Genomic DNA, 17,731 nt, shown 5'->3' with positions numbered 1-17,731 from the left:
GCGTGTTTGGACGACATATATGTGAGCAACGGTGCTACAAAAAATAAAACTTCTTTATTTTTTGTAGTACTTTTTTTATCAGCAAATCTGGAGTAAAGTAATGAAGCAATTTATGCTGGCTGGTGTTTCCAGCGGTGTCGGAAAGACAACAGTTACCCTAGGGATTTTGAAAGCTCTGGCAGACAGAGGCTATCAGGTTCAGCCTTATAAGGTTGGACCAGATTATATTGATACGGCTTACCATAGTCGGATTACCAAGCGGCCGTCGCGGAATGTGGACAGCTTTATGATTCCTGATGATCAGAGTTTGGCTTGGTCCTACTATAAATGGCATGGAGACGCGGATGTGGCAGTGGTTGAAGGCGTCATGGGCCTCTTTGATGGTCTGGGTACGGACAAGGACTGTGCGTCCTCTGCTTCTGTTGCTAAGAAGTTGGGTATTCCAGTTGTTCTCATCATCGATGGGAAGGCGACATCCACCTCGGCAGCAGCTATGGTCCATGGCTTTGCGACTTTTGATCCGGATTTGGATATTGCTGGGGTCATTATCAATCGGGTGGCTTCACAGAACCACTATGAACTCATCAAGGGTGCCATAGAGCGGTATACGGATGTTGAAGTTCTGGGTTATCTGCCTAAGAATGCAACAGCAGAGCTGCCATCGCGTCATCTGGGTCTCATCCCTGACGTAGAAATGGATGATTTGGACCGTCGATTTGAGGAGTTGGGAGCGGCAGCAGCCACGCATATAAATCTAGACAGGCTGCTAGAAAAGGCAGAACTGCCCGATAAGCGGATGACCAATCCTTTCCATATTCGCAATGACCAGCCCTTGACTTTGGCTTATGCTTTGGATGATGCTTTCCACTTTTACTACGAAGACAACCTGGACTTTCTAAGAGAGCTCAATGTCCAGCTAGTGCCTTTCAGCCCTCTGAAAGATAAGGCACTCCCAGCTGCAGATGCTTATTATTTTGGCGGCGGTTTTCCAGAAGTCTATGCTCAGGAGCTGATGACAAATGCTGATTTCCGGGCTTCGGTTAAGAAAGCTCACGAGCAGGGCCGGCCAATCTACGCAGAATGCGGCGGACTCATGTATCTGGGAGAGCTGCTGGAAGTAGAGGGTCAGGCCTATGAAATGGTCGGCATTTTCAAGGGCAAGAGCCTGATGACCCCCGGCCTGAAAAGCTTTGGCTACTGCCAAGCAGAAACGCAGGTAGACAGTCTTTTTGGTCCTAAAGGTACAGCGGTCAGGGGACATGAGTTTCACCATTCAGTCTTTGAAACGGAGGAAGATACGGTCCTCAAGCTCGAGAAGGTCAGAGACGGTCAGGTCGTAGCTGCCTGGACAGGAGGTTATCAAAAGGGCCGAACCTTTGCCAGCTACCTGCATGTTCATTTTTATCAGGACGAGCAGCTGCTGGCCAACTGGCTGAACTATATCAAAGAGGCGAATTGATATGACACTCATTGCAATTTTTCTAGCCGTCTTACTGGACTGGCTGATTGGCGACCCCTATAGCTGGCCTCATCCAGTCAAGTGGATGGGTTCCTATATTTATCTGTGTATACGCTTGCAGGAGAAAAGGCAGTTTTCGCCCTATCTATTTGGCTTTTTTCTCTGGCTGACAACAGTTGGACTGGCGCTGGGAGTCAGCTGCGGGCTGCTCTGGCTGGCTGGTCTGGTTCATCCTGTCCTCTACTGGATCGTCTGGATCTATTTGGCCTATTCCAGTCTGGCGGCTAAAAGTCTAGCTTTTGAGGCCCAAAAGGTTTACCATAGGCTCAAGTTTGGCACTTTGGAAGAAGCTAGAAAGCAAGTTGGCATGATTGTCGGCCGTGAAACTTCCCAGCTGACACCAGAGGAAATTAGCAAGGCAACGATTGAGACGGTGGCTGAAAATACCAGTGACGGGGTTATCGGCCCTCTGCTCTGCCTTTTTCTGGGCGGACCAATCCTAGCCATGACCTATAAGGCAATCAACACCTTAGACTCTATGGTAGGTTATAAGACGGAGAAATACCGCAAAATCGGCTTGATATCTGCCAAGATGGATGATCTGGCCAATCTGATTCCTGCGCGTTTGACTTGGTTTTTCTTGATTCTCAGCAGTCAGATTTTACTGCTGGATTTCAAGGGAGCTCTGCGGATTGGCTGGCGGGATCGCTACCAGCATGCTAGTCCCAACAGTGCTTTTTCGGAGGCAGTTGTAGCTGGTGCTCTGGGCATTCAGCTGGGCGGACCGCACGTCTATCACGGAGAGCTAATCGAGAAGCCGACCATTGGAGAGGCTTCCAGGCCGGTTGAGGCGGATGATATTCAGACGGCTATCTCTCTCCTTTATACAAGCACCATGACAGGTTTAATCTTGTTCACTCTTTTTTATTTAGTAAAGCAAGCATATTTCTAGGAGTATACTATGACATATATCCAAAATCCTTCCTCTATCGAGGAAAAGAGCTTTCAGATTATTCAGTCTACGATTACTGAAAAAGATCCTGATTATGTCTTCCATTCGGAAATGGAAGAATCCATTATCAAGAGGGCTATCCATACGACGGGAGATTTCGATTATCTCTATACCATGCGTTTTGAGCATAATGTCCTTAAAAAAATAGAAGAAGTAATCAGAGCTAAGGGGACTATTCTCCTGGACTCTAATATCTCTCTTAACGGTATTAACAAGCGCGTGCTTGACCAGCTAGGTGTGAGCTACCGCTGTTTAATCAGCGATGAAGAAGTGGTTGCGTTGGCCAAGGAAAAGCAGATTACCAGAGCTATGGCGGCTGTTGAGATAGCAGCCAAGATTGAAGGTCCTAAGGTATTTGCCTTCGGTGGTGCTCCTACGGCTCTGTCTTATCTGATTGAGCTGGCAGAGCAGGGAATGGTAGAAGCGGATGCAGTGATTGGGGTTCCAGTCGGCTTTATCAATGTCGAAGAATCCAAAGAGGAACTGCTTCAGTCAGGTCTTCCTGCCTTGGTAAATCTCGGCAGAAAAGGCGGCAGCACGATTGTAGTAGCCATTGTCAATGCCATTATCTACCAGCTGAGAGAAGTGGTGACGGATGACTATGTCCGCTACTCTACACCATCCAGTAAAGAAGGAGGAAAGAACTAGATGTCCTATCTAAAAGCAGCGCACAAGATTGAAGAAGCAAGTTTCAGCAAGATTCAGGAAATTATTGACCAAGAGCATCCGGATATTCAATTTTCGGATCCTTTCGAAGAGGCAGTGCTCAAGCGGGTGGTCTTTACCAGTGCAGACTTTGACTACCTTTACAATATTAAGTTTTCCAATCAGGTTATTGAGAAAATTCTCTACGTCCTCCGAAACAAGGGCACGATTTTTACGGATACGACCATGGTCTTGGGCGGTTTTAATAAGAAGTTGCTGGATGACCTAGGTGTTTCCTATCGCTGTCTGGTCAATGAGCCAGCAATCTTTAAGGAAGCTAAGGAAAAGGGAATTACTCGCTCCATGGCCGCTGTAGAATATTCGGCTAAAGTGGACGGTCCAAAGCTCTTTGTCTTTGGGAATGCTCCAACTTCTATCTTTAAGGTTTTGGATATGGTCGAGGAGGGAAGCTTGCAGCCGGATGCGGTTGTCGGAGTTCCGGTCGGCTTTGTCGGAGCGGCAGAATCCAAGCTCAAATTGCATGAAAGTTCTGTGCCTTCTATCGCGGCACTGGGGCAAAAAGGTGGCAGTACCATTGCGGCAGCGGTCATCAATGCCATCCTCTACCAGCTCAAGCTAAACACAACAGACTATGAGCGTTACAGTGTTTCCGATAAAAAACAGGCTCCGGAGAAAGGAGAGGGCTGATGATGGATGAATACGCTTATGTCAACGGTAAGAAATTAAAAAAAGGCTTTACAACTGGTACTTGTGCGACAGCAGCGACCGTTGCAGCCTTGAGCATGATTTTAAATCAGGAAAGAGAAGAAAAGGTCACTGTGCATACGGCTTCAGGTGTGGAAGTGACCATGGATGTCCATAATCCTTCCTTTAGTGAAAAAGAGGCGACAGCAGCCATTGAAAAAGATGGCGGCGATGATGCAGATGCAACGCACGGCCTCTTGATTTATTCGACTGTGACACTTCTACCAGATCAGACGGAAATCGAGATTGACGGTGGTCAGGGCGTCGGGCGTGTGACCGAGAAGGGACTGGCCTGCGATGTCGGCATGGCAGCCATCAATCCGACTCCTAGACGGATGATTGAGCAGCATGTCCGTGAGATTATCGGTCCCAACTGTGGAGCGCGGGTCATCATTTCCGTTCCCGGAGGAGAAGAAACGGCCAAGCTGACCTACAATTCTAGACTAGGCATTATCGGCGGTATTTCAATCTTGGGAACGACAGGGATAGTCAATCCCATGTCTGAAGAAAGCTGGAAGGCGGCTATCACGATCGAGCTGACCATGCTCTATAATCAAGGTCATCGCTCTGTCGTCTTGGTGCCAGGGAATTACGGTGAAGATTTTGCTACTAATACTGTGGGGATTCCAGCCGGGCGCATTGTCAATATGAGTAACTTTGTCGGCCATGTCCTCAAAGAAGTACAGCGGATTGGATTTACCAAGGTTTTGATGATAGGACACATGGGCAAGTTTGTCAAAGTGGCGGCTGGGATTTTTTCTACCCACAGCAAGGACTCAGATGCCCGTATGGAAACTCTGGTGGCTAATCTAGCCTTGATGGGGGCGCCCATGGAGCTGCTGGAAAAGGTTGACAAGTGCTTGACGACCGAGGCGGCTGGTACAGCCATTAAAGAATTTTCTTATGAGGGTGTCTATCAGGTCTTGGCGGATAAGATTAAGGCTAGAAGTGAGCGCCTGCTCCGCTATCGTAAGCCAGAAGTCAGTATTGAAGTGGTCGTCTTTGGGACTGAGGAAGGCTATCTGGCATCAACTCAGCCTTTAGAGCAGATAAAGGAGGAATGGACATGATTTATGTTATCGGAATTGGTCCGGGAGATCCTAGCTATGGTCTTCTAGGACAGGAAGCCTATTTTGAGAAGGCTGACCGCATTTTGGGCAGTGAACGCCATCTGGAAATTTTGCCGCCGGCTTATAAGGATAAGGGCTTGGTTCCTCCTAAAAAATTAGCCGCGCTGGCAGAATTGCTGGAGAGTTTTGGTGAGGATGAAGAAATTCTATATCTGGCCTCAGGCGATCCGCTGATTTACGGCTTGGGTAAGTGGCTGTCAGAGAAGTTCAAAGGGCGCGTGGTCATTTCACCGGGTATCAGCGCTATGCAGTATTTGGCAAGCAGGATTGCTCTGCCTATGAATGATGCTTATCTGACTAGCAGCCATGCTAAGGCGCCTAACTTTGACTTGATTATGAGTCTGTCAAAAGTCTTTATGGTGACCGATCAGAAAGTTGGCCCCTACGAGATTGCTCAAGAGGCTGTTAAAAGAGGCTTGGATAAAGTATTAGTTATCGGCGAGCAGCTGAGTTATGAAGATGAGCGCATTACTATTCTGCCTGCGAGTGAGGTAGAAGACAGAGAATATGAAATGAATGTGGTGGTAGTATTAGATGAGGGATTCGGAATTTATCAGGGCTAAAGTCCCTATGACTAAGGAAGAAGTCAGAGCCATCAGTTTGGATAAGTTGGAGCTGCATCGGGCCAAGCGCATGCTGGATGTCGGCTCTGGAACTGGCAGTGTCACGATTCAGGCAGCCCGAACCTATCCAGAACTGGAAGTGGTGGCAGTGGAGCGCAATGAAGACGCGGTGGCCTTGACGAAGGAGAATATCCAGCACTTTGGCTGCCACAATGTCCGTCTCCATCAAGGACTGGCTCCGATTGAGCTGGAAGGCAGCTTTGATGCCATTTTTGTCGGAGGAACCGGGGGCAATATGCAGGAGATTTTCGACTGGTGTGCCCAACTCATGGAGCCAGGTGGCCGTTTGGTTCTAAACTTTATCCTGCTGGAAAACGCTCTGGAAGCAGCTCAAATAGCAGAACAGATGGACTGGGAGGATTTAGAGATTGTTTCAGTTCAGGCTAGCCGCTGGACAGCTATAGGCAAGGGGCACTATTTCAAGCCTCAGAATCCGACTATTATCGTTTCCTGTAAGAAAAAAGAAAGAGAGGCTAATTGATGTCCAAAGTACATTTTGTTGGAGCAGGTCCAGGTGATGTGGAGCTGATTACGCTCAAAGGTTACAAGCAGCTGTCTGAGGCTGATGTGGTCATTTACGCAGGCTCCTTGGTCAATCCAGACCTGCTCAACTACTGTAAGGAAGGGGCTGAGATTCACGACAGCGCCAGCATGCACTTGATGGAAATCATTGATGTCATGGAGGCTGGCGTCAAGACTGGTAAAGATGTGGTTCGTCTGCAGACGGGAGATTTCTCCATTTATGGTTCCATTCGAGAGCAGATCGAAGAGATGAAGAAACGGGGTATTGAGTTTGACTGTACGCCGGGCGTCAGTTCTTTTCTGGGAGCTGCTTCCAGTATCGGGGCAGAGTATACCGTACCAGAGGTTTCTCAAAGCCTCATCATCACTCGGATGGCTGGCCGGACGCCTGTGCCAGATCGGGAATCCCTGAAAAGCTATGCTCAGCATCGGACCTCTATGGCCATCTTCCTGTCCGTTCAAGGCATCGAAAAGGTCGTCAGCGAGCTGATTGAGGGTGGCTATCCTCCAGAAACGCCTGTGGCTGTCATTTACAAGGCTACTTGGCCGGATGAAAAGAAGGTCTTTGGCGATTTGACAAATATTGCTGAGAAGGTCAAGGAAGCTAAGATTAGAAAGACAGCTTTGATTTTGGTCGGTGACTTTTTAGGTCAGGAATTCTACTATTCCAAACTCTACCATGCGGATTTCCAGCATGAGTTTAGACGGGGGAAGAGCAGCCATGCCAAGTGATTCTCAAACCCGCTACGCAATCGCAACAGTGACAGCAGTCGGCAAGGACTTGGCTCTGACTCTGCGAGAAAAGCTGGGCAAGGAAATTCCTATCTATACGACACCTCGATTGGCAGATGACAGGGTCATTGCCATCGAAGGACGTGTGATTGAGGCGCTTGGTCAGCTCTTTCAGGAAGTGGATGTCCTCATTTGTATCATGGCTATCGGTGCAGTTGTGCGAGCTATTGCTCCGGTCTTGAAAGACAAGGCGACTGACCCAGCAGTGGTAGTCATGGATGAGAAAGCGACCAATGTCATCAGCCTGCTGAGCGGACATCTAGGCGGAGCCAATCAAGTGACGCTAGACATCGCAGAATTGCTCGGTTCCAATCCTGTTATCACGACAGCGACAGATGTGCAGAATGTAACAGCTCTGGACAATCTGGCCCAATCAGTCAATGGCTGGCGGTCGGAATTGAGAGAGTTCATCAAACCTTTCAACAGCTATCTAGGCAGCGGCCGAACAGTCTATTTCTATCAGGAAAAGGATTGGGTCACTGACCTTCGTGGCCTAACTCTTGTGAATGAGGAAGAACTTGCGGCTGTTCTCAAGGGAACAGACCCGCTGATTCTGCTGACTACAGAAAAAAAGGACCTTCAAAGAGACAATCTGGCTCTCATCTATCCTCAACCCTATATCTTAGGAGTTGGAGCGAGAAAGGATGTGTCTCCTGCTGTCTTCCGAGAAGGCTTTGAGGAATTTTGTCAGCAGCAGGGGATTTCTGCCAGCGAGATTTCCAAAATCGTCAGCATTGATGTCAAGAAAGATGAAGCAGCCATTCTGGCCTTGGCCGAGGAATTGGGCTGTCCCTTTGAGACCTTTAGTAAGGAAGAGCTGTCTGTTGTAGCAGACCGCTATCCTCAGTCAGATTTTGTCAAAAAGACAGTCGGAGTCGGCAGTGTCGCCTTGGCCAGCGCAGATCTGGCCAGTCAGGGTCAAGTCCTGACAGAGCGCTTTGCCAAGAACGGCTGTACCTATGCGCTTGCAAAAGCAATAACCAAAAAGTAAATCAAAAGGAAAAAGCAGATGGTCCTATGAACCAACTGCCCTTATAAAAATTTATCATACCCATAAAGGAGAAAAAATATATGTTATACGTTATCGGATTAGGCCCAGGTAAAGAAGAATTGATGTCACAAGAAGCATTGGCTGCTATAGCCGATTGTGAAATTATCGTCGGCTACTCGACTTATATGCGATTGATTCTTGATTTGGTCAAGGACAAGGAGCTCGTAGCGAATGGTATGCGTCAGGAAATCGACCGTTGTCAAAAGGCTATTGATTTGGCTAGAGAGACTGGCAAAAATGTCGGAGTTGTTTCCAGTGGAGATGCCGGAGTCTATGGAATGGCCGGCTTGATTTTAGAATTGCTGGGAGATGCCAGTGATGTAGAAGTTAAGGTGGTTCCAGGTATTACAGCTAGTCTGGGTGCCGCTGCTGCTATGGGTGCTCCCCTCATGAACGACTTCTGTCACATCAGTCTGAGTGACTTGATGACGCCTTGGGAAATGATTGAGAAGCGTCTGCATGCCGCAGCTCAAGGTGACTTTGTTGTCTGTCTCTACAATCCTCGGAGTAAGGGACGTCCAGACCATCTGGCAAAAGCACTTTCTATCATGTCTGAGTACAAGTCAGAGGATACTATTGTCGGTATCGGTAAGGACATTGGCCGTAAGGATGAGGAAATCATCTTGACGACTATCAAAGACTTGGATGAGACATTGGTAGATATGACGACAATTGTTATCGTTGGTAACAAAGAAACTTATGTTAAAAACGGCCGCATGATCACACCTCGAGGATATACTTTATGATGAAATTACTGCTGGGAGGGACATCCGACAGCACCGCTATTTTAGAAGTGCTTGACCGCTTGAAAATCGATGTGACCAGCTCTGTTGTCACAGACTACGGCCGGCACTTGGCTTCCAAGTTCGGCCAGCCGGTCATTCAGGGCCGGCTGACAGCTGAGGACATGGTTGCCTTCATCAAAGAGAATGATGTGGATGAAATCATTGATGCGACCCATCCTTTTGCGGATATCGTTTCCAAGGAAGCCATTCGGGCGGCAGAGATGGCCGGTGTATCTTACCTGCGCTTTGAGCGTCAGGCGACCTTGGATTTGAGCGGAGCCATCGTGGTGCATTCGACCCAAGAAGCGATTGATGAGATTGCCAAGCGCGGCTACAAGACAGTCTATCTGGGAACGGGCAGCAAGACCTTGCCGCTCTTTGTCAAGGGGCTGCCAGAGCAGCGGATTGTGGTTCGCGTTCTGCCGACTTCGGAAGTGCTTCTGGCTTGTGAGCAGCTGGGACTGGTAGCGGATCAGATTGATGCGATTAAGGCTCCATTTTCCAAAGAGTGTAATAAAGAGCTCTTGCTGCGCTCTGGAGCAGATGTCTTTGTTTCCAAGGAGAGCGGTACGGTCGGTGGTATTCGTGAAAAGATTGATGGCTGTCAAGAGCTGGGGATGGACTGCATTATCATCTCTCGGCCAATTGTGGCCTATCCGCAGATGGTTTCTAGCTTAGAAGAGCTAGAGGCTTATCTGACAAAATAGCTAATAAAAGGAGAAAAAATGTCCGGTTTAGTAACATTACTGGGAGCAGGTCCTGGCGATGCGGAGTTGCTGACCCTCAAAGGAAAGAGACGGCTTCAAGAAGCAGATGTCTTGGTCTTTGACCGCTTGGTCAATCAAGAGCTCTTTCAGCATCTAAAGTCTGACTGCGAAAAGATAGATGTCGGCAAAAAGCCAGGCCAGCCCTGCATCCGACAGGAAGAGATTGAAAAGATTCTTATCGAAAAAGCCCGTCTGGGCAAGCGGGTAGTCCGCCTCAAGAGCGGTGATCCCTATATCTTTGGCCGAGGCGGAGAAGAAGGAGTCAAGCTGGTGGAAGCTGGTGTGGATTTTGAAGTGGTGCCAGGAATCACCTCTGCCGTGGCTGGTCTGACCTATGCAGGGATTCCTATGACTTATCGGGATGTAGCGACTAGCTTCCATGTCTTTACAGCCCATCTCAAGGATGAGACAGAAATGCTCAATTGGGAAGCAATTTCTGAGCTCAAAGGAACCTTGGTCTTCCTCATGGGCATGAAAAATCTGCCTTCCATCGTCCAAGAGCTAACGGCTAGAGGCTATAGCAAGGACAAGCCAGCCGCCATCGTTGAATGGGGAACCCATCCTCAACAGCGCTCGGTGGATGGAACCTTGGGTAACATAGTAGAACTAGCAGAAGCTGAGGACTTTAAGGCGCCGAGTGTCATCGTGGTAGGTGATGTCGTGGCCTATAGACAGCTGCTGAATTTCCATGAGAATCTGCCGCTTTTCGGTCGGAAAATCTTCATCCAGCAGTCAGAGACTGGCAGGCTTCCTCGCTTGCTCAGGGATGCTGGAGCTGCACTGACCACTTTCCCTGCTCGAGATTTGGTTGAAGAGTTAGAATTACAGCTGCCGGACTTGGAGCAGGTAGACGGTCTCCTCTTTGCAGATATGCAGAGCTGGCCCCTCTTCTTGAAAGCCCTCCGCAAGGCAGGCAGAGACTTGCGCAGTCTGCCGCACATCCGCTTTGCGGCTATTGGTCATCATACGGCCAAGTCTATCGAAGCGAGTGGGATTGTGCTGGATCGGATGACGCCTCAGCAGTCGGATGCGGATTTTGCAGCTGCTTTGGAAAAAGAAGGCGGCAACTGGTATATTCTGACAGCTGAGCATAAGAAAGCCAGTCTGGCAGAACTCTATTCGCTGCCGATTATTGCTAGTCACAGGCTGGCCTTTGACAGTCAGATTAGCAGTGACAATTGGTCAGAGATGGAAGTTGTCTGTCTTCCGAACTCTGCTGCGGCCATGAACTTTGTAGCAGCTAGTCAAGAAGCTGGATTTGACTGGACAGATGTTCCTATCGTTGTCATGGGTGCCAGCACGCGGGCTGTTTTAGAGGAAGCAGGCTTTAGCGAGATTGTTGAGACAGATGAAGCGACGATTGCTTCCATCCTTGATAAATGTCGGGAAATTCTCTGAAAGGAGGTGAATCATGAGTAAAGCTATAGTAGTTGTCAGTTTCGGAACAACCTATCCCGAGACCAGACGCAAAACAATCGAGGCTTGTGAGCAGGCTATTCAGGAACATTTTCCAGACTATCCGGTCCACCGAGCTTTTACTTCCAATGTCGTTAGACGGCGGATTAAGAAGCAGGAAGGGCTAGATATTCCTACGGTCAAAGAGGTGTTAGAGCAGCTCTTGGAAGCGGGCACTGAAGAGGTCTATATCCAGCCTCTCCATGTCATTTTGGGCAGCGAGTATGAAAAGATTCTTGCCCAAGCCAAAGAGTTTGAATCAGCTTTTAAAAAGCTGGTCGTTGCCAAGCCTCTGCTCAACAGTCAGGAAGACTATGAGGCTGTCAAGGATATTCTGCTGGAACGGTATGGCCATAAAGGTCATGATGCAGCAACCGTTCTGATGGGGCATGGCAGTCAGCATTATGCCTTTACAGCTTATGCGGCCTTGGATCATATGATGAAGGGAAACTCAGTCTATATCGGATGTGTAGAAAGCTATCCTCCGGTTGAGCTGATTGAGCAGGAACTGAAGAAAGAAGGTGTCCGAGAAGTTCATCTAGCACCCTTCATGCTGGTAGCAGGCGACCATGCGACCAATGATATGAGCTCAGATGAGGAAGGTTCTTGGTATCACTTCTTCAAGGAGCGGGGATATGAGGTCAAGGCCCATCTGGTCGGTCTGGGCGAATATCCTAAGGTTCAGCAGCTCTACATCCAGCACTTAGAAGAAATCATCGAATAGGAGGAAGGCATGGCAAAATTTTACGGAATTGGTGTGGGACCGGGTGATAGCGAGCTAGTGACTATCAAGGCCAGTCGGCTTTTGGAAGACTTAGATATTCTCTATACACCTGAGGCTAAGAAAGGGAGTAAGAGCTTTGCATTAGGCATTGCAGAGCCCTACCTGAAAGAGCATCTGGAAATCAAACAGCGGCATTTCCCTATGGTTCGTTCCAATTCGACCAAAGAAGTCCAGTGGCAGGCCATCTCTGCTGAAATCGCAGAGGATGTCAAGTCTGGCAAGAATGTCGGCTTTATCACACTGGGTGACCCCATGGTCTATAGTACTTACAGCTATCTGCTGGCCCTGCTGGAAAAGGAAATCGACTGTCAGACCATCCCTGGTATCACCTCTTTCTGCAGCATGGCTTCTGAGCTAGGTCAGCCCCTGACCATGGATGAGGAGTCTCTAGCGGTCATGCCAGCTACGGCTTCAGCTGAGAAGATCGAGGCGGCGCTTGAGCTGCATGACTCGATTGTGATCATGAAGGTGGCTAATCACCTAGATACCGTCCTGCCCCTGCTCGAAAAGCTCGGTCTCTTGCAGCAGACTTTTATGGTTAGCAATTCTTCGACGGATAAGCAGCAGACCCTGCTGGGCCTCGAGGGAATCACACCAGAAACCAAGCTGCCTTATTTTACTACCTTCCTCGTGAAAAAGAAGATTTTTTAATATCAGAACCCATGTTCATGGATAAACATTCATCCTTTTGAGCTTAGGTTCTTAGTAAAGGAAAAAAATATGAAACTATTGAAAAATAAAAAAGTAACTTTTGTGGCCTTGTTGGCTATTTTGGCGGTACTGAGTACCCAGTCTGTGTCAGCTATGCATATCATGGAAGGCTATCTTCCACTCTTTTGGTGTATCTTCTGGTTCGCCGTATTCCTGCCTTTCTTTGTGGTCGGCTTGATGCGCATCAAGAAAATCGTTGCAGAGGATCCAAATTCCAAGACCATGCTGGCCTTGTCCGGTGCCTTTATCTTTATCCTGTCTTCTTTGAAGATTCCGTCTGTTACAGGATCTAGCTCGCATCCGACTGGGGTTGGTCTGGGGACAGCTATGTTTGGTCCGTCCGTTATCAGCGTTTTGGGAACCATCTGTTTGCTCTTCCAAGCCCTCCTCTTGGCTCACGGCGGCTTGACTACTCTGGGTGCCAATGCATTCTCAATGGCAGTGGTTGGTCCATTTGTCGGTTATTTTGTCTATAAGTTTGCTAAATCCATCAAGCTGTCTACACCGGTATCTATCTTTATCTGTGCGGTGATTGCGGACTTGGCGACTTATGCGACAACTTCTATCCAGCTCGGTTTAGTCTTCCCAGATGCTAACAGCGGTTTTGTTGGTTCTGCATTGAAATTCATGGGTGTCTTCTTGACCACTCAAATCCCGATTGCTATCGTAGAAGGATTGCTGACAGTTGTCCTCTATAACTTGATCTCAGAAAATATCAAAGAAAGAGCAGGTCTGTTCAAATGAAAAAATATAAGAATATCATCTTAATCTTGGCTGCAGTAGCAGTCACTCTAGCTGCCTTTATCTTTGCCCCTAAGGGTGTGGAATACAGTGGAACAGATGACGCTGCTGAAAAAACCATTAGCACTATCCAAAAAGACTACGAGCCTTGGTTTTCACCGATTTTTGAGCCAGCAGGTCCGGAAGTAGAGAGTCTGCTCTTTACCCTGCAAGGCAGTATCGGAGCGGGGATCATCTTCTATGTCATTGGCTACCACAAAGGGAAAAAACAAGGCCAACAAAAGGAAGTTTCTGAACATAAATAAAAGCCTTCAACAGTAAGAGCGAGCTCTGGTTCTTGATAGCGATTCAGCTTGTCTTGGACCGGAGTTGCTCTGTGCTGGGAGGTATTGCAAAACATAGCTAGAAAGGAGAGCTACCTCATGTTTGCGATTGATAAATACGCCTATCAAAACCGGTTGAAAAATCTGCCGGTTGCTTATAAATTTGTCATCTATGTACTCTTGTTAGCTGTCAGTTTTTCTGGTGTCAGGAGTCTGCAGCTAGGGCTCATTGTCTTGGTGGCGCCTCTGACTTGCTATCTAGCTCGGCTTCCGTGGTTGCGCTATCTAAAGTGGTATCTGCACGCCAGTATTTTTATTCTGATTAGTCTCTTGACCTTTGTCTTGACCTATCAGAATAATCAGGAACAGCTCTTGCTGGCCTTGCCTTTAGGTCAGGGTTATCTGGGCATCAGCCAATCCTCTGTTCAGCAGACCATTTTTATCCTCCTGCGCATCTATTCATCCTTGGTTTCGACTTATTTCTTTGTTCTGACGGTACCTTTTGCTCAGATGCTGCGGCTTTTTAAAGCCATGCACGTGCCACGGGTACTACTAGACTTAATCGTCCTCATGTATCGCTTTATTTTCCTGGTCTTCTATGAGTTTGTGACCATTCGGGATACCTTGGACTTGAAATTCTCCTTTTACAATAAAAGGAAGCAACACCAGGCTTGGGGCAGATTAGCCAATACTCTCTTTGTCAAACTGCTGGATGATAATCAGCATTTAAATGAGGTGCTGACGCTAAGATTTGATGCAGAGCACAGTGAATAATGAAAGCGCATTTACAAGAAGACTGCTTTTATACTATAATGGAAAGTAGATAGGAAACTCAGATGTTACAAGTGAAGAATATTTCTTTTGCGTATGACGAAAATCCAACGCTGCACGATATTTCTATGGACTTCGAAGAAGGCCGGATTACCGGCATTCTAGGAGTTAACGGCTCAGGTAAGTCTACCATCATGAAAATTATCACCCGCCTGCTCAAACCGCAGAAGGGCAGCATTTTATATGATGGTCAGCCTGTGGGCGACTCTAAGAAGGCCTTGTTTCAGTATCGGCAGCATGTCAATATGGTCTTTCAGAATCCAGAGCAGCAGCTCTTTTATACCATTGTGAAGGACGATATTGGTATGGCCTTGGAAAACTTAGGCTATGAAGAAGACGAGATAGCAAGCAGAGTCGCGACGGCTTTAGAGATGATGGACATTTCCCATCTGCAGGACAGACCCTTGCAGTATTTGAGCTACGGCCAGAAAAAGCGGGTGGCTATTGCTGGCATGCTGGCCCTGCAGCCCAAGTATCTGCTGCTGGATGAGCCTACGGCAGGACTGGATCCAAAAGGGCGGGACCAGATGGCAGCGACCATGAAAAAGCTGGTCCAGGCTGGAACCAACATCATCGTATCCAGCCATGACATGGATCTGATGTATGACTGCTGTGACTATGCCTACCTACTGGAGAAGGGGCATTTGATCGCACAGGGCAGCAAGTTTGATTTCTTCCAGCAGGGAGATCTGCTAGTAGAGGCAGGCTTGGCTGTACCTTGGATTGTCAAGCTTCATCAGACTATCCAGACGCCACTGGCAGAAAATGAAGCAGCTTTCTTTGAGCAGCTAGGAGGAAATGGAACATGGTCAAATCATTGATGGTACAGGGGACTGCCTCAGATGCTGGGAAGAGCATTATTGCGGCGGGCCTCTGTCGGATTTTCAAGCAGGATGGCCTAGAAGTGGTGCCTTTTAAGTCGCAGAATATGGCGCTTAATTCCTTTATCACCAAAAAAGGAGATGAAATGGGCCGGGCTCAGGTTGTTCAGGCTGAGGCAGCTGGTAAAGAGCCGGATGTCCGCATGAATCCAGTTCTGCTCAAGCCAACATCTGACCGCAAGTCCCAGGTCGTCTTTTTAGGCCGTGTACTGCGGGATATGGATGCCGTCGAATACCATGAATACAAGCAGCAGCTCCTGCCTAAGATTAAGGAAGTCTATGAGGAGCTGGGCGCTGAGAATGATATCATCGTCATTGAGGGTGCTGGCAGTCCAGCTGAAATCAATCTCAATGATCGAGACATTGTCAATATGGGCATGGCCAAGCTGGTCGATGCGCCAGTGATTTTAGTGGCGGATATTGATAAGGGAGGCGTCTTTGCCTCTATCTACGGAACGATTGAGCTCATGCCGCCTGAGGACCGCAAGCGGATCAAGGGGGTTATTATCAATAAATTCCGTGGCGATGTGGCCTTGCTGCAGTCTGGTATTGATATGATTGAAGAGCTGACTCAGGTGCCGGTTATCGGAGTCGTGCCTTATGCCCAGCTGGATATTGACAGCGAAGACAGTGTCGCACTGGTGCAGAAGAGCCGGCGCTTTGATAGCAGAAAGAGTCTGGATATCGCAGTTGTCAGCCTCAAGCGCCTGTCCAACTTTACGGATTTTCATAGTCTTGAAATCCAGCCGGATGTTTCTGTTCGCTATGTTCAGCCTGGTGATGCGATTGGTCGGCCGGATCTCTTGATTTTGCCGGGCAGTAAAAACACCATCGAAGACATGAACTACCTGCGAGAGTCTGGTCTTGAAGCCGAAATTCTCGAGTGTCTAGAGCAGGGCGTGCGAATCTTTGGTATCTGCGGCGGCTATCAGCTGCTGGGGCAGAAGATTAGCGATCCGCTGCACCTAGAGTCTGACTTAGAGGAGATTAGCGGGCTGGGTATTTTAGAGACAGAGACGGTGCTTCAGCCGGTCAAGCGGACGACTCAGGTCAGAGCCCTGCATGAGGGGCAAGAGCTAGAGGGCTACGAGATTCACATGGGGGAAACCCAGCTTGCGGATAGTCTGGAGCCATTCTCCATCATCAAGGAGCAAAATGGTGAAGCAGCCGAGCGTCTGGATGGAGCTGTGGCTTATGGCGGGCAGGTGCAAGGGACCTACCTTCATGGGGTTTTTGACAATCTAGAATGGACTCGTCAGTATCTAAATGAACTTCGTCTGGCTAAAGGCTTAGAACCGCTAGAGGACCGGCTTGTCAGTATCAAAGACTTTAAAGACAGAGAGTATGATAAGTTGGCAGACGTCCTGCGCCAGTCTTTGGATATGGAGCAGATTTATCAAATCATCAACAGAGAAGAAAAATGAGAATTTATACGAAATACGGAGACAAGGGCTTTACACGGCTCTACGGTGGGGATCGAGTATCCAAGACTCATATTCGGGTCGAAGCTTATGGAACGATGGATGAGCTATGCTCTCATCTAGGCTATGTCGTATCTGAGATGCGTGACTATCCCATCTTGGATGACCTACGTCTGGAATGCGAGGAAATCCAGCAGCATCTCTTTGACTGTGGCAGCGACTTGGCGACACCGAGGGAATTGCGTCCCTACAAGCAAGAGCCAGCTAATGTCAGCTGGCTGGAGGAGCGGATGGATGAATATATGCATATTCCTCCGAAAATCGACCGCTTTATCATTCCGGGTGGCCATAGGATTGCGAGTCTTCTACATGTGGCCCGAACCATGACCAGACGCTTAGAGCGGCGCATGGTAGCTGTTATAGAGGCAGAAGAAGCGGTCAATGAGGTAGGATTGATCTATATCAACCGCCTATCGGATTACTTTTTTGTGCTGGCTCGCTTGGTCAATGATCGTCTAGAGGAGCCGGATACAGTCTACAAACGCAGCGCGAAAATCTTTCGGGAAAAGAAATAGGAGAAGCTAGCATGTATCCAGTCATGATTAATATCAGAGAGAAGAAAGTCGTGGTAGTGGGAGGCGGCAAGGTCGCAGCGCGGAAGATTAAGACCCTGTTGACTGAGCAGGCTGCTGTGACGGTGGTCAGTCCGACTCTGCATACTGACATTCCTCAGGCGGAAATTCAGTGGCTAGCTAGACCCTACCAGACAGGTGATTTGGAAGGTGCGAAGCTGGTCTTTGCCTGTACAGATCAGGAGGAAGTCAACCGTCAGATTATGGAGGAGGCGGCACCCAGTCAGCTGGTCAACAATACGGGCGACAAGACCTTCTCTGACTTTTATAATGTAGCCATTGCGCGAAAGAAGGACGTATCTGTCATGATCTCGACCAATGGTCTCTCGCCTAGTCGCTCCAAGGAGATTCGCAAGAAGATAGAAGCAATTTTAGACCAACTTTAAAAGAAGGAAAGAAGT

Annotated in this window: 21 protein-coding genes; all 21 read left to right on the top strand. The window is 48.3% G+C overall.

Annotation, left to right across the window (positions count from 1 at the left end; genetic code table 11):
* Positions 1-100 precede the first annotated feature (100 nt).
* Positions 101-1,459, top strand: coding sequence for a cobyrinate a,c-diamide synthase (locus tag ELZ47_RS09455; protein WP_126435895.1), 1,359 nt, complete (start codon positions 101-103; stop codon positions 1,457-1,459).
* A 1-nt stretch (position 1,460) separates the two neighbouring features.
* Positions 1,461-2,411 carry an adenosylcobinamide-phosphate synthase CbiB gene (gene cbiB / locus ELZ47_RS09450; RefSeq protein ID WP_126435894.1) on the top strand — a complete coding sequence of 317 codons (951 nt, stop codon included), beginning with the start codon at positions 1,461-1,463 and terminating at the stop codon, positions 2,409-2,411.
* A gap of 9 nt (positions 2,412-2,420) precedes the next feature.
* Positions 2,421-3,119 carry a cobalt-precorrin-8 methylmutase gene (locus ELZ47_RS09445; RefSeq protein WP_126435893.1) on the top strand — a complete coding sequence of 233 codons (699 nt, stop codon included), beginning with the start codon at positions 2,421-2,423 and terminating at the stop codon, positions 3,117-3,119.
* Positions 3,120-3,824 carry a cobalt-precorrin-8 methylmutase gene (locus ELZ47_RS09440; protein WP_126435892.1) on the top strand — a complete coding sequence of 235 codons (705 nt, stop codon included), beginning with the start codon at positions 3,120-3,122 and terminating at the stop codon, positions 3,822-3,824.
* Positions 3,824-4,951 carry a cobalt-precorrin-5B (C(1))-methyltransferase CbiD gene (gene cbiD / locus ELZ47_RS09435; protein ID WP_126435891.1) on the top strand — a complete coding sequence of 376 codons (1,128 nt, stop codon included), beginning with the start codon at positions 3,824-3,826 and terminating at the stop codon, positions 4,949-4,951. The genes ELZ47_RS09440 and cbiD overlap by 1 nt, the downstream gene beginning before the upstream one ends.
* Positions 4,942-5,574 (top strand): cobalt-precorrin-7 (C(5))-methyltransferase, encoded by a 633-nt coding sequence (locus ELZ47_RS09430; RefSeq protein ID WP_002929324.1) that lies wholly within the window; start codon positions 4,942-4,944, stop codon positions 5,572-5,574. The genes cbiD and ELZ47_RS09430 overlap by 10 nt, the downstream gene beginning before the upstream one ends.
* Positions 5,546-6,115, top strand: a complete 570-nt coding sequence (locus ELZ47_RS09425) for a decarboxylating cobalt-precorrin-6B (C(15))-methyltransferase (protein ID WP_126435890.1) — start codon at positions 5,546-5,548, stop codon at positions 6,113-6,115. The genes ELZ47_RS09430 and ELZ47_RS09425 overlap by 29 nt, the downstream gene beginning before the upstream one ends.
* Positions 6,115-6,888 carry a cobalt-precorrin-4 methyltransferase gene (locus ELZ47_RS09420; RefSeq protein WP_126435889.1) on the top strand — a complete coding sequence of 258 codons (774 nt, stop codon included), beginning with the start codon at positions 6,115-6,117 and terminating at the stop codon, positions 6,886-6,888. Before ELZ47_RS09425 ends, ELZ47_RS09420 begins: the two co-directional genes overlap by 1 nt.
* Entirely contained in the window at positions 6,878-7,939 is a 1,062-nt protein-coding gene (gene cbiG, locus ELZ47_RS09415) for a cobalt-precorrin 5A hydrolase (protein WP_164549603.1), read from the top strand. The genes ELZ47_RS09420 and cbiG overlap by 11 nt, the downstream gene beginning before the upstream one ends.
* A gap of 80 nt (positions 7,940-8,019) precedes the next feature.
* Positions 8,020-8,745, top strand: a complete 726-nt coding sequence (cobJ, locus tag ELZ47_RS09410; RefSeq protein ID WP_002910545.1) for a precorrin-3B C(17)-methyltransferase — start codon at positions 8,020-8,022, stop codon at positions 8,743-8,745.
* Positions 8,742-9,491, top strand: a complete 750-nt coding sequence (gene cobK / locus ELZ47_RS09405; RefSeq protein ID WP_002919592.1) for a precorrin-6A reductase — start codon at positions 8,742-8,744, stop codon at positions 9,489-9,491. Before cobJ ends, cobK begins: the two co-directional genes overlap by 4 nt.
* An 18-nt stretch (positions 9,492-9,509) precedes the next feature.
* Positions 9,510-10,949 (top strand): uroporphyrinogen-III C-methyltransferase, encoded by a 1,440-nt coding sequence (cobA, locus tag ELZ47_RS09400; protein ID WP_126435887.1) that lies wholly within the window; start codon positions 9,510-9,512, stop codon positions 10,947-10,949.
* A 13-nt stretch (positions 10,950-10,962) separates the two neighbouring features.
* The gene (locus ELZ47_RS09395; protein ID WP_126435886.1) at positions 10,963-11,730 is read left to right on the top strand and encodes a sirohydrochlorin cobaltochelatase; all 768 of its coding nucleotides are present in this window, start codon (positions 10,963-10,965) and stop codon (positions 11,728-11,730) included.
* Positions 11,731-11,739: 9 nt separating this feature from the next.
* Positions 11,740-12,441 carry a cobalt-factor II C(20)-methyltransferase gene (locus tag ELZ47_RS09390; protein WP_002910536.1) on the top strand — a complete coding sequence of 234 codons (702 nt, stop codon included), beginning with the start codon at positions 11,740-11,742 and terminating at the stop codon, positions 12,439-12,441.
* A gap of 69 nt (positions 12,442-12,510) precedes the next feature.
* A complete protein-coding gene (locus tag ELZ47_RS09385) occupies positions 12,511-13,245 on the top strand; it encodes an energy-coupling factor ABC transporter permease (protein WP_002898257.1) in 735 nt (244 codons plus the stop codon).
* The gene (locus ELZ47_RS09380; RefSeq protein ID WP_002917642.1) at positions 13,242-13,547 is read left to right on the top strand and encodes an energy-coupling factor ABC transporter substrate-binding protein; all 306 of its coding nucleotides are present in this window, start codon (positions 13,242-13,244) and stop codon (positions 13,545-13,547) included. Before ELZ47_RS09385 ends, ELZ47_RS09380 begins: the two co-directional genes overlap by 4 nt.
* Positions 13,548-13,664: 117 nt before the next feature.
* The gene (locus ELZ47_RS09375) at positions 13,665-14,339 is read left to right on the top strand and encodes a CbiQ family ECF transporter T component (RefSeq protein WP_032908916.1); all 675 of its coding nucleotides are present in this window, start codon (positions 13,665-13,667) and stop codon (positions 14,337-14,339) included.
* A gap of 62 nt (positions 14,340-14,401) precedes the next feature.
* Positions 14,402-15,217: an energy-coupling factor ABC transporter ATP-binding protein gene (locus tag ELZ47_RS09370; protein ID WP_048772443.1), complete on the top strand. Its 816-nt coding sequence runs from the start codon at positions 14,402-14,404 to the stop codon at positions 15,215-15,217.
* The gene (locus ELZ47_RS09365; RefSeq protein WP_126435885.1) at positions 15,202-16,701 is read left to right on the top strand and encodes a cobyric acid synthase; all 1,500 of its coding nucleotides are present in this window, start codon (positions 15,202-15,204) and stop codon (positions 16,699-16,701) included. Before ELZ47_RS09370 ends, ELZ47_RS09365 begins: the two co-directional genes overlap by 16 nt.
* Positions 16,698-17,273 (top strand): cob(I)yrinic acid a,c-diamide adenosyltransferase, encoded by a 576-nt coding sequence (locus ELZ47_RS09360; protein ID WP_002919585.1) that lies wholly within the window; start codon positions 16,698-16,700, stop codon positions 17,271-17,273. The genes ELZ47_RS09365 and ELZ47_RS09360 overlap by 4 nt, the downstream gene beginning before the upstream one ends.
* Positions 17,274-17,284: 11 nt before the next feature.
* Positions 17,285-17,716 carry a precorrin-2 dehydrogenase/sirohydrochlorin ferrochelatase family protein gene (locus tag ELZ47_RS09355; protein ID WP_126435884.1) on the top strand — a complete coding sequence of 144 codons (432 nt, stop codon included), beginning with the start codon at positions 17,285-17,287 and terminating at the stop codon, positions 17,714-17,716.
* The last annotated feature ends 15 nt before the right edge of the window (positions 17,717-17,731 follow it).

The sequence above is a fragment of the Streptococcus sanguinis genome (assembly GCF_900635155.1).
Classification (GTDB): domain Bacteria; phylum Bacillota; class Bacilli; order Lactobacillales; family Streptococcaceae; genus Streptococcus; species Streptococcus sanguinis_G.
Note: the sequence above shows the minus strand (reverse complement) of the source record. Positions and strands in the feature narration are given on the sequence as shown.